Origin of the sequence: Nevskia sp. (assembly GCF_023266035.1) — a bacterium.
GTDB lineage: Bacteria > Pseudomonadota > Gammaproteobacteria > Nevskiales > Nevskiaceae > Nevskia.
Map to the genome: position 1 here is coordinate 1 of NZ_JAHFRY010000106.1, position 11,432 is coordinate 11,432.

General features: G+C 61.7%; 12 protein-coding genes. 8 read left to right on the forward strand and 4 right to left on the reverse strand.

Annotated features, from left to right (window positions below; all coding sequences use genetic code 11):
* Positions 1-524: 524 nt before the first annotated feature.
* Together Q0D45_RS15695 and Q0D45_RS15700 are read right to left on the reverse strand one after the other, a co-directional pair.
* Positions 525-1,919 carry an 8-oxoguanine deaminase gene (locus Q0D45_RS15695; protein ID WP_293394745.1) on the reverse strand — a complete coding sequence of 465 codons (1,395 nt, stop codon included), beginning with the start codon at positions 1,917-1,919 and terminating at the stop codon, positions 525-527.
* Between the two features lie 109 nt (positions 1,920-2,028).
* A complete protein-coding gene (locus tag Q0D45_RS15700) occupies positions 2,029-3,135 on the reverse strand; it encodes a BMP family ABC transporter substrate-binding protein (protein WP_293394748.1) in 1,107 nt (368 codons plus the stop codon).
* A 274-nt stretch (positions 3,136-3,409) separates the two neighbouring features.
* On the opposite strand from Q0D45_RS15700, the gene uraH reads away from it, so the two are divergent.
* The 8 genes from uraH to Q0D45_RS15740 all read left to right on the forward strand — a co-directional run bounded on the left by uraH (position 3,410) and on the right by Q0D45_RS15740 (position 10,377).
* Positions 3,410-3,763, forward strand: a complete 354-nt coding sequence (gene uraH / locus Q0D45_RS15705; protein ID WP_293394751.1) for a hydroxyisourate hydrolase — start codon at positions 3,410-3,412, stop codon at positions 3,761-3,763.
* 43 nt (positions 3,764-3,806) lie between these two features.
* Positions 3,807-4,841 (forward strand): adenosine deaminase, encoded by a 1,035-nt coding sequence (gene add, locus Q0D45_RS15710; RefSeq protein WP_293394754.1) that lies wholly within the window; start codon positions 3,807-3,809, stop codon positions 4,839-4,841.
* Positions 4,842-4,858: 17 nt separating this feature from the next.
* Complete coding sequence (locus tag Q0D45_RS15715) at positions 4,859-5,929, forward strand: purine nucleoside permease (RefSeq protein ID WP_293394757.1); 1,071 nt, start codon at positions 4,859-4,861, stop codon at positions 5,927-5,929.
* A 6-nt stretch (positions 5,930-5,935) separates the two neighbouring features.
* Positions 5,936-6,778 carry a 5'-methylthioadenosine/S-adenosylhomocysteine nucleosidase gene (gene mtnN, locus Q0D45_RS15720; RefSeq protein ID WP_293394760.1) on the forward strand — a complete coding sequence of 281 codons (843 nt, stop codon included), beginning with the start codon at positions 5,936-5,938 and terminating at the stop codon, positions 6,776-6,778.
* Between the two features lie 11 nt (positions 6,779-6,789).
* Positions 6,790-8,214, forward strand: coding sequence for an adenosine deaminase (locus Q0D45_RS15725; RefSeq protein ID WP_293394763.1), 1,425 nt, complete (start codon positions 6,790-6,792; stop codon positions 8,212-8,214).
* A 7-nt stretch (positions 8,215-8,221) separates the two neighbouring features.
* The gene (locus tag Q0D45_RS15730) at positions 8,222-9,643 is read left to right on the forward strand and encodes an adenosine deaminase (protein ID WP_293394766.1); all 1,422 of its coding nucleotides are present in this window, start codon (positions 8,222-8,224) and stop codon (positions 9,641-9,643) included.
* 105 nt (positions 9,644-9,748) lie between these two features.
* Positions 9,749-9,976 carry a type II toxin-antitoxin system PrlF family antitoxin gene (locus Q0D45_RS15735; protein WP_293394769.1) on the forward strand — a complete coding sequence of 76 codons (228 nt, stop codon included), beginning with the start codon at positions 9,749-9,751 and terminating at the stop codon, positions 9,974-9,976.
* Positions 9,976-10,377, forward strand: a complete 402-nt coding sequence (locus Q0D45_RS15740) for a PIN domain-containing protein (protein ID WP_293394772.1) — start codon at positions 9,976-9,978, stop codon at positions 10,375-10,377. The genes Q0D45_RS15735 and Q0D45_RS15740 overlap by 1 nt, the downstream gene beginning before the upstream one ends.
* A gap of 37 nt (positions 10,378-10,414) precedes the next feature.
* Here the strand turns inward: Q0D45_RS15740 and Q0D45_RS15745 are convergent, their stop codons facing one another.
* Positions 10,415-10,786 (reverse strand): nuclear transport factor 2 family protein, encoded by a 372-nt coding sequence (locus tag Q0D45_RS15745; protein WP_293394775.1) that lies wholly within the window; start codon positions 10,784-10,786, stop codon positions 10,415-10,417.
* An 11-nt stretch (positions 10,787-10,797) separates the two neighbouring features.
* Positions 10,798-11,432, reverse strand: a 635-nt coding sequence (locus Q0D45_RS15750; protein WP_293394778.1) for an MBL fold metallo-hydrolase, incomplete at its 5' end; no start/stop codon positions are given.

Consider the following 11,432-nt stretch of genomic DNA (forward strand, 5'->3'; position numbering starts at 1 on the left):
CCCGGCTGAACTTCTCAAACCCCGTCGAGGCTAGCGATATCTGCTTCATGGCGTTGAGTCACCTTGCTGTTTCCGATACCCGAATTTTATCGCAGCAGAACGGGGTTAATCAGAGAATCCCTATATGGTGAATTCAGGCTTGACCCGCGTAGTGATATCGGGTTTTTATTTTCTTTCTCGTTACTCGACGTAAAAGTCCCCACCTTAGCCGTAGAGATACCGCCGTCTTTAAGCTTCTGAACGTTGGTCAACGATGCCGTGTATTGCGGAGCCGTCAACGAGCAGCCGGCAATAAAGCAGGAAGCAGCAAGCAACGAAATAACACGAAACATCGAATACATGAGTTCTCCCTTTTAATTATCAGGAATTAATGACTAGCACCTGTACCCTGATTTCGACTCGCACATCGAAGTCTGCCTAATGTGCTGTTGACTGGCAACCGAAACCGGGGCGATTGATAGGCCACCGCAACTTCGCAATTGGCCAGTACGGCCCGAGGTTTAAGTAGAGCATCCGCGCTACGTCTAAAGCTCCAGCAACCGCCGACTCGCGGCATTGTGTCGTGCCACCAGTTGCAGCAGATCGACACCGAGCAGCACGCCGTCGTCGACGACCACCCGGCCGTTGATCACCGAGGTCCAGGCGCGAACCGGTGAGCAGGTCAGCAGCGCGGCAACCGGATCGCCCTGCGCACCAGCGTGTTCGAGTCCATCGACCCGGAACGCGACCATATCTGCCGCCATGCCCGGCTGCAGGCTGCCGATGTCGTCGCGGCCGAGCATGCTGGCGCCGCCCAGGGTCGCCAGCTCCAGCGCTTCGCGCGCGGAAAAGTGATCGGCGCGTGACTCGAAGCCCGGCCAGCCGACCCGCTGCAGCAGCATCGCCTGCCGCGCTTCGCCGAGCATGTGGTTGCCGTCGTTGCTCGCCGAGCCATCGACCCCGAGGCCGACCCGAACCCCGGCATCGACCATCGCCCGCACCGGCGCGATGCCGGAGGCCAGGATCATGTTGCTGCTCGCGCAGTGGCAGATGCCACTGCAGCTGTGCGCCATCTTGGCGATGTCGGCCGGTGACGGATGGACCATGTGCGCGAACCAGACATCGTCGCCTAGCCATTCCACCGACTCCGCGTAATCGAGCGGCCGCATGCCGAATTTCTCGACGCAGTAGCGATCCTCGTCGGCGGTTTCGGCGAGGTGCGTGTGCAGGCCAACCTTGCGATGCGCGCGTGCCAGCCGGGCGCTTTCGCGCATCAAACTGCCGCTGACGCTGAACGGCGAGCACGGCGCCAGGCCAATCCGCAGCATCGAATAGCGCTCGGGATCGTGAAAAGTTTCGATCGCCCGCAGGCTGTCGGCGAGGATCGCGTCTTCGCGTTCGACCAGCCGATCCGGAGGCAGACCACCCTGCGATTCGCCAACGCTCATCGAGCCGCGCGTCGGATGGAAGCGCACGCCGAGTTCCTGCGCGGCGGCGATCTCGTCGTCGATGCGCGTGCCGTTCGGATACATGTAGAGATGATCGGCGACCGTCGTCGCACCGCTCAGCAGCAGTTCGGCGAGGCCGATCTTGGCGCTGACATACACCGCTTCCGGGTCCATGCGGCCCCAGATCGGGTATAGCATCTTCAGCCAGTCGAACAGCACCAGGCCGCCGCCGGTGCCGATCGCACGAGTCAGGGTCTGATACAGATGATGGTGGCCGTTGATCAAGCCCGGCAGCAGCACGCAGCCGCGCAGGCTGATGGTCCGCGTCGGATTGCGTGCCGGATCGGCGGCAATCCAGGCGCCGACTTCGGCTTCGTCGCCGACACAGGCAATGATGTTGTCGTCGATGACGACGCTGCCGCCACGAATCTCGCGGCGTACAGCGTCCATGGTGACGACGACATCGGCGTCGCGCAGCAACAGGATGGCCATAAAGCAGTGTCCAGTGGCTAGTGGTCAGTGGCTGGTGACGCAAAAGCGAAAACAGCCGTGAGCATGCTTTTTTTCTCTGACGACTGATCACTGGCCACTAGCCACTGCTTCACTTTGGGATCGAACCGTCCACGCCTTCGACATACCACTTGATCGACAGCAGCTGCTCGTCGAGCAGCGCCTTGCCGGCTTCGACCTTGACCGCGCCGGTGTTGTCCTTGAGCGGTCCGGCGAACGGCAGCAGCGTGCCGTCGATGATCGCTTTCTTGCGTTCCTCGAACAGCTTGACGACATCGGCCGGAACGGAGGGATTCAGCGGCGACAGCACCACCAGGCCTTCCTTGATGCCCCAGCGGGTGTTGCGGTTGCCGGTCCAGGTGCCGGCCAGCTGCTTGTTGATCTCGTCGATGTAATAGACGCCCCAGTTTTCGGTGTTGGCGGTCAGGTGCGCGTGCGGGCCGTACTTGCTCATGTCCGAATCCCAGCCGAAGGCGTGCACGCCTTTCTCTTCGGCCACCTGCACGGCGGCCGGCGAATCGGTGTTCTGGCAGAGCATGTCGGCGCCCTGGGCGATCAGCGTCTCGGCCGCCTGGCGCTCCTTGCCGGGGTCATACCAGGTGTCGACCCAGATCACCTTGGTCTTGATCTTCGGGTTCACGCTGCGGGCGCCAAGCGTGTAGGCGTCGATGTTGCGGATCACCTCAGGGATCGGGAACGAGCCGATGAAACCGAGCGTGTTGGTCTTGGTCATCTTGCCGGCGATGACGCCGAGCAGGTAGGCGCCTTCATAGAAACGCGCTTCGTAGCTGACCGCATTGGCCGCGCTCTTGTAGCCGGTGGCGTGTTCGAAGTGCACCTTCGGGAACAGCTTGGCGACCTTCAGGGTCGGCTCCATGTAGCCGAACGAGGTGGTGAAGATCATGTCGTTGCCGCCGGCTGCCAGCTGCCGGATCACCCGCTCGGCATCAGCGGTTTCCGGCACGTTCTCGACGTGAATGGTCTTGACCTTGGCGCCCAGGGATTTCTCCAGCGCCTGACGGCCGAGATCATGCTGGTAGGTCCAGCCGCCATCGCCAACCGGGCCGATGTAGACGAAGGCCACTTTCAACGGCTGCTGCGCATCGGCGACCAACGCCACGGCGGCGAGGCAGGCGCCGGCCAGGGTGGCGATCCAGCGGTTGTTTCCGGGCTTGTTCTCGTGGGTCATCGTTTGCATGCTTCCTGGTGGCTAGTGGTGTTGCTGCTGGGGGCAGTTCGCTGATCGGCCATGCACGAACTGTGCGAGCAAGCTGTGGCGGCGGTCTGCAGGATAGCGTCTGGAGACGCCCAATCCAGACGGCGGTGGTGACAGGGTTGTACATGATCGCCGTGCAAATTTGTCGACAATCTTCCTCAAATAACCCCGGCAATGGCATGTGTATTGCCTTGAATGCCGGGCCATAGAAGCCCCGAGAGCGGGACTTCCGCAGGATTCACCACACCGGATATTCATGGGCAAGCTGACGACACATGTGCTGGACCTGCATGCGGGCACGCCGGCCGCAGGCGTCAAGATCGAGCTTCATTCGCTCGATGCCGCGCTGCCGGAATTGCTGGTGAGCACCGAAACCAATGGCGACGGTCGCTGCTCGAGCCCGCTGCTGGAAGGCGACACGATGAAGGCCGGCCGTTATCAGCTGAGCTTCCACGTTGCCGATTACTACCGCGCGCGCAATGTGCCGATGCCGACACCGCCGTTCATCGACGTGGCGGTCATCAGCTTCGGCATTGCCGCGCCTGCCGAGAACTACCACGTGCCGCTGCTGGTTTCGCCGTGGAGCTATTCCACGTATCGCGGCAGCTGATTCGCTGCAGCCCGATTCGCTTCGGGCGCAAAGGAGAAACACCATGCAATCGCAACAGACCGCGGCGTCGCTGCACGCCTTCATCGAACGACTGCCGAAGGCCGAGCTGCACGTGCATCTCGAAGGCACGCTGGAGCCAGAACTGAGCTTCGCGCTGGCGGCGCGCAATGGCGTGGCGCTGGGGCATGACACCCCGGAAGCGCTGATCGCCGCCTACAACTTCCACGATCTGCCGTCGTTCCTGAGCATCTATTACAAGGCGATGGAAGTGCTGCTCACCGAGCAGGACTTCTTCGACATGACCTGGGCCTATCTGGCCAAGACCCGCTCGCAGAACGTCCTGTACTGCGAGATGTTCTTCGATCCGCAGGCGCACACCAATCGCGGCGCGGCTTTCGACACGGTGATCCAGGGCATTCATCGCGCGCAGGTGCAGGCCGCCGCCGAGCTGGGTGTCGAATCGCAGCTGGTGATGTGCTTCCTGCGCGAGCTGTCCGCCGAATCGGCGATGCAGACCCTGCTGTCTTCGCTGCCGTATAAGGACTGGATCATCGGCGTTGGTCTCGATTCCGACGAGAAGAACAACCCGCCGATCAAGTTTGCCGAAGTGTTCGCGCGTGCCCGCGCCGAAGGCTACCGGCTGACCATGCACTGCGACGTCAACCAGCAGAACACGCTGGTGCATATCCGCCAGTGCCTCGACGACATCGTCGTCGACCGCATCGATCACGGCGTGAATTCGCTGGAAGACCCGGAAATCTGTACCGAGATCGCTCGCCGCGGCATCGGCCTGACGGTCTGTCCAGTGTCGAACCGCTTCGTCGTGCAGAACCTCACCGGCGACGAGATTCGCAGGATGCTGGCGCTCGGCATGAAGGCGACGATCAACTCCGACGATCCGGCCTACTTCCGCGGCTACATGAACGAGAACCTGATCGCGCTGCATGAAGACGCCGGCTTCGAGGCCGCCGAAATCACCCAGCTGGTGCGCAACAGTTTCGAAGTCGCCTGGCTCAGCGATGCGCGCCGCAGTCACTACCTCGGCCTGCTCGATCAGAGCCTCGCCGCCAACGCTTGAATCAACCCGGATCTCCCATGTCGCTTCGACTGCTGCTGTCCATTGCTCTACTGGCCACCCTCGCCGCCTGCTCGAAACTCGAAAGCAAGCTAGCCGTTGCAGTACCGATCCCCGTCAAGGTGGTCGTCGTCAGCATGTTCGAGAAGGGCAAGCCTACCGGCGACGAGCCTGGTGAATTCCAGTTCTGGATCGAGCGCCAGAAGCTCACCGAACTGCCGTTCCCGATGGGCGAATACCCGATCTACGTCAACGAGGCCGGCCTGCTGGCGATCTGCACCGGTGGCGGCATCACCAATGCCGCGACCTCGGTGATGGCGCTCGGCGTCGACCCGCGCTTCGATCTGAGCAAGGCCTACTGGCTGATCACCGGCATCGGCGGCGGTGATCCGCAGGATGTGTCGCTGGGCACCGCGGCCTGGGCGCGGCATGTCGTCGATGGCGATCTGCTCTACGAGATCGACGCCCGCGAAATCCCGAAGGACTGGCCCTACGGCCTGCTGCCGCTCGGCGCCAAGAAGCCGAACGACAAGGCCGATGGCTGGACCGTCGACACCATCCATTTCCCGCTCAACGCAGCGCTCACTGAGTGGGCTTACGCGCTGACCAAGGATCATCCGGTGGCCGACAGTCCGGGCATCGCCGCGTTCCGCAAGCAGTTCGAGGGCTATCCAAACGCGGTGAAGCCGCCGTTCGTGACCATCGGCGACACCATGTCGTCGAGCACCTATTTCCACGGTGATCTGCTGACCAAATGGGCCAACGACTGGATGCAGTTGCAGGCCGGTCCGGATGCCAACTTCATGATGTCGGCGATGGAAGACAGCGGCTCGCTGACGGCGCTGCGCCGGCTGGCTCGCAACAAGCTTGTCGATCTCGATCGGGTGATGGTGCTGCGCACCGCGAGCAACTACAGCATGCAGCCGCCGGGCAAGGAAGCGGCCTGGAGCACCACGGCCGAATACCCGGAGAACGGCGTGCCGGCGCTCGAAGCGGCGTATCAGGTCGGCAACATCGTGGTTCAGAAACTCATCACCGAATGGCCGAGCTATGCCGACCATGTGCCGGGCGCGTCCGAGAAAACCAAGTAGCCCATCATGAAAATCCGACACAAGCTGATCGCTGTCCTCGCCCTGCTCTCCGGCGCCGCGCAGGCGCTCGATGCGCCCGACAAGCCGCTGCACTACAAGCCCAGCGACACCATCCTGATTCTCGGCGCGGTGCCGCAGGAAATTCCGCCCTTCGTCGAAGCGATGAAGGACGCGAAGAAGAAGGACCTGCAGGGCATTCCGTACTGGCAGGGCCATATCGGGGCTAAGCCGGTGGTGGTGGCGATCACCGGCATCGGCAAGACCTACACGGCGATGACCACCACCCTGTTCATCGGCGCGTTCAAGCCGCGCCTGGTGCTGATGAGCGGCACCGGTGCACGCACCAATCTGGATCTGCGTACCGGCGATGTCATCGTCGCCACCGTCATGCACGAACATGACTACGGCAGCCTGACGGCTAAGGACATGGTCTTTCGGCCGATGAACAGCCCGATCGACGGCCACGAAGTCGACAACGCCTTCTCGCCCTCGCCCGCGCTGTTGAAACTCGCCGACCAGGCGATCGCGACTTACCAAGGCCCGGAAGTCACCGCCAATGACGCGACTTACAAGATCAAGGTGCGGCGCGGCGTCGTCTCTTCATCGGACCTGTTTGGCGTCACCGCGGCGCGCATCGAGATCCTGCGCGCGCAGTTCCACAACGACATCATGGAAATGGAATCGGCCCCGCTGGGCCATGTCTGCGAAACGCTGGGCGTGCCTTACATCGTCGTCCGCGCCGGCAGCAATGTCGCCCAGGAAGCGCCGAATGACGACTACCTGCGCCTAGGCCCGATCGCCGCCAGGCAGGCGGCGTATTTCAGCCTGTATCTGCTCAAGTACCTCTGACCGAGATCGCCATGCGCAAGTTAGCGACTGCCCTGCTGGCCATCGGCACTTTGTTCGGCTCCGCCACGCAGGCGGCCGAACCCTGGTTCGAGAAGTTCAAGGCCGAGGCCACGCCGGAGCAGCTCTATCGCTTCCTGTATGCGCTGCCGAAGGGCGGCGATCTGCACAACCATCTGTCTGGCGGCGTGCGTTCCGAGTGGATGTGGGACGCTGCGATCGCGCAGGGCGAGCACGGCTACAGCTACTACACCAAGGTACGCATCAACAATTGCGCCGGCTACGGCAGCAACGAGTACGGCCAGCACCCTTATTTACTGTTATTCGTGAACATGCAGACCTCGAGCTACGACCAGCTCGATGCCTGCCAGAAGTCCGAGTACAAGCGTCTGCAGGATCTGACGCCGGTCGAGAAGACCGCCTGGCTGGACAGCATCCGCCTCGATCGCAATTACGAAGGCCGCAACGAATTCTTCGGCCACTGGGCTCGGCTGAACGATCTCTGGCGCAACCCTTACGTCACCGCCGACATCCTCTATCGCGACATGCAGGCCTTCGGCAAGGAAGGCGTGGTCTACCTCGAACTGCAGGACGCTCCGCTCGGCTACATCAAGCCGGATGGCAGTGCGTTCCCGCCGGACGAGATGCTCGACATCATCCGCAAGCGGCTCTCGGCGTCCGATGCCAAGGCCACCGGGGTCGAAGTGCGCTTCCAGTCCACGGTGCTGCGTTTTGCAGGCGATGCCGAAGATCAGCTGAAGGCGCTGTATCCGTTCACCGATCAGCACCGCGATCTCTATGTCGGCATCAACCTGGTTGGCCGCGAGGACAATGACAAGGGCTATCCGCTGCGCTTCCTGCCGACCTTCCGCGAACTGCGCAAGCATTATCCGGACGTGCATCTGTCGATCCATGCCGGTGAAGTCGACGAGCCGAACGAGCACATTCGCGACACTTTGCTGCTCGGTGCCGAGCGCATCGGCCATGGCGTCAACCTGATCAGCGATCCGGAAACCATGCTGCGGATGCGCAACGGCCCGTACATGGTCGAGATCAATCTGATCAGCAATCTGCTGCTCGAATACGTGCAGAACTTCCAGCAGCATCCGTTCCCGGAATACCTGCGCACCGGGATCCCGGTCGCCTTGTCGACCGACGATCGCGGCATGTGGGATTCGAACATGACTGACGAGTATTTCGTCGCCGTACGCGAGTTCAATCTGTCCTGGGAGGAGATCGTCCAGCTCGGCCGCAACTCGCTGAAGTTTTCCTTCGTGCAGGAGCCGGTGAAGCAGAAGCTGCTCAAGGACTACGAAACCAGAGTCGAACGCTACAAGGCGCAATTCCAGAGCCGCGGTTTGAACGGGCTCAAGAGCGTCAAGCCGGTGAGCTATTCATTCACCTGCAAGCGCTATCAGCTGTGTTTCCCGCAGGAATGATCCGGTGATGTCGAAACTGATTCTGACCCTGTGCCTGATCGTCTGCAGCCTGCCGCTGCGAGCAGCCGAACCCTGGTTCGAGAAGCTGAAAGCGGAAGCGACGCCGGACCAGATGTACCGCTTTCTCTATGCGCTGCCGAAAGGCGGTGATCTGCACAATCATCTGACCGGCGCCGGCCTGTCCGAATGGTGGTGGGATGCGGCGATCGCCCAGCAGGCGCGCGGCTACACCTATTACACCAAGATCCGCATCAACAACTGCCTGCCCTACGGCAGCAATGAATACAGCTTCGCGCCTTATCTGATCCTGTTCCGTACCTTGCAGAAATCGAGCTACGACCAGCTCGATGCCTGCCAGCAATCCGAGTACAAGCGCTTCCAGGATTTGACCGCCGTCGAGAAGCAGGGCTGGCTCGACAGCATCCGGCTCGACAAGAGTTACGAAGGCCGCAACGAATTCTTCGGTCGTCACTGGGAACGCCTCAACGAACTCTGGCGCAACCCTTATGTGGTCGCCGAGATCCTGTTCCAGAACATGCAGGCCTTCGGCAAGGAAGGCCTCGCCTACCTCGAAACCCAGGAAGGCCCGGAAGGCCAGCTCAAGGCCGATGGCAGTGTCTTCAGCGACGACGAAACGGTGGCGATCTACCGCCAGCGGCTGGCCGATGCCGACGCCAAAGCGACGGGTGTGACGGTGCGCTTCCAGTCGTCGATCCTGCGCTTCCTGCCTGGCGCCGAGCAGGATCTGAAAGACCTGTACGCATTCACGGCGAAGCATCGCGACCTCTGGGTCGGCGTCAACATGGTCGGCCGCGAGGATGACGACAAGGGCTATCCGCTGCGCTTCCTGCAGACGCTGCGCGAACTGCGCAAGCAGTATCCGGACATCCATCTGGCTATCCACGCCGGCGAAGTCGACGAGCCGAATCACCATGTGCGCGACACCTTGCAGATCGGCGCCGAGCGCATCGGTCACGGCAACAATCTGATCACCGATCCGGACACCATGCTGCTGATGCGCAATGGGCCGTACATGGTCGAGATCAATCTGATCAGCAATCTGCTGCTCGAGTACGTGCAGAACTTCCAGCAGCACCCGTTCCCGGAGTATCTGCGCGCCGGCATCCCGGTCGCGCTATCGACCGACGATCGCGGCATGTGGGATTCGAACATGACCGACGAATACTTCGTCGCCGTGCGCGAATTCAATCTGTCCTGGGAAGAAATCGTCCAGCTCGGCCGCAACTCGCTGAAGTATTCCTTCGTCGAAGAACCGGTCAAGCAGAAGCTGCTCAAGGACTACGACACGCGTGTCGCGCGCTACAAGGCGCAGTTTCAGAGCAAGGGGCTGGATGGCTTGAAAGCGATCAAGCCGGTCAGCTACTCGTTCACCTGCAAGCACTACCAGCTGTGCCTGCCGCGCGACTAGCGCTGGCCTGCCCCGGCGGGATTTCGACCGCTTCGTCGGCTGCAATTAGCGTTCAAAGCCTGGAGTGATATCCTTACAAAATCGCATCTTGTAAGGAATCACGCCATGTCCGAAGCGACCCTCAGCAGCAAAGGCCAGATCACCATCCCGGCCGATATCCGCGCAGCGCTCGGCCTGGTCGTCGGTGAAAGAGTGGTGTTCACCCAGCTCGATGACGGGACGACCGTGATGCGCGCCAAGACCCGCTCGATCAACGACCTCAAGGGCATGCTCAAGCCGCCCCGCAAGGGTCGAAAAGTGGCGATCGACGAGATGAACATCGGCCGTCGGTAATGGCTGGACTCGATACCAACGTGCTCGTGCGTTGGCTGGTCGATGATGATCAACAGCAATCCGATCAGGTCGACGCCCTGTTCAGATCAGTGACGGCACGTCAGGAGCGCTTGTTCGTTCCCTGCACCGTCCTTCTCGAATTGGAATGGGTGCTGCGCTCCCGCTACGGCTTCGACAAGCGCGCCATCCTGCAGACCATCAATGCCTTGCTGGAAGCGCGTGAACTGCAGATCCAGTCCGAGGCCGCAGTCGAACGAGCGCTACACGCCTACAGACAAGCACAGGCCGAATTCGCCGACTGCCTGCACGTGGGCTTGTGCAGTTCCGAGGGGCAAGCGCCGATGTTCACCTTCGATATCAAGGCTGCGCGTCTGGACGACGCTGAGCTGTTGAACGGCTGAGGCGACTTCAGAGAGATTTCGACGGCAGGTATCGGGTTCAGCTACCGAGATAGCGCTCGGGCACCGGCAGCTGATTGAACCGGAAGAACGACAGCTGATCGAAGTAGCCGCGCTGAAAGACGATGCTGCCCTGCTGCACGTGGAAGAAGCCGCAGCCGCGCAGGCCGTTCGGATCGCGCCATTCCAGGATCGCCCACTCGCCGTCCTCGAACAGATTCTCGATCAGACAGACCATCTGCGCCCGGCCGAATTCGGTCTGGAACATCTGCCGGATCGCCTCGCGACCATGCAGCGGTGCCATCACCACTTGATGGTTGATCGCCTGCTCGGCGTAGAGCGCTGCCAATCCTTCGATGTCGGCAGCGTTGAATCGGCGGACCCATTCCTGCACGAGCTGTTTCGGTGCCATCGGCAAACTCCTTACGGTGCCGCGTACGAGGCCTTGCGATCGACTTCGGGCAGGTCGTCGGTGCTGCCCGGCGCCTGCACGTGTATCGAGTTGCCGATCTCGATCACCATGCGGTCGTAGCCCATTTCCAGCGGGCCGTCGTAGCCGGCCTTGCGCACGCGCTGCAGGATCGTCTTGTCGCCATCGCGTCCCGGCAACTCCTTCTTGACGATGTGGGAGAACACGGCCAGACGAGGCTGGTCCTGCTGGAACACCTTGGCAGCCTGCTCCGGCGTCGTCAGCTTGCCGAGCACCGGTCCCATCTCCGCGGCATCGCTGAGACGTTTGCTCATTGCCACGACGTTGTGGACGATCAGATCGACGCCGCGTCCGGCTTTCACCAGATTGTCCGAGTACGTGGTGTCGCCAGACAACAGCACCGAGCGGCCCTGGTAGCCGACGCGATAGCCATAGGCCGGATTGCCATCGTCGTGCCAGACCGAGAAGGCGCGGACTTTCACGCCGCCGCGATCATAGATTTCGCCGTCCTTGATCTCGGTGACGGTGACGCCGAGGTTCTCGACCTTGTTGAAGGCATTGGCGCGATGGGCCACGTCGAACTGGTACATGGCGCGCATGCCCGCGATCATCGCCGCGGTGCCGGTAG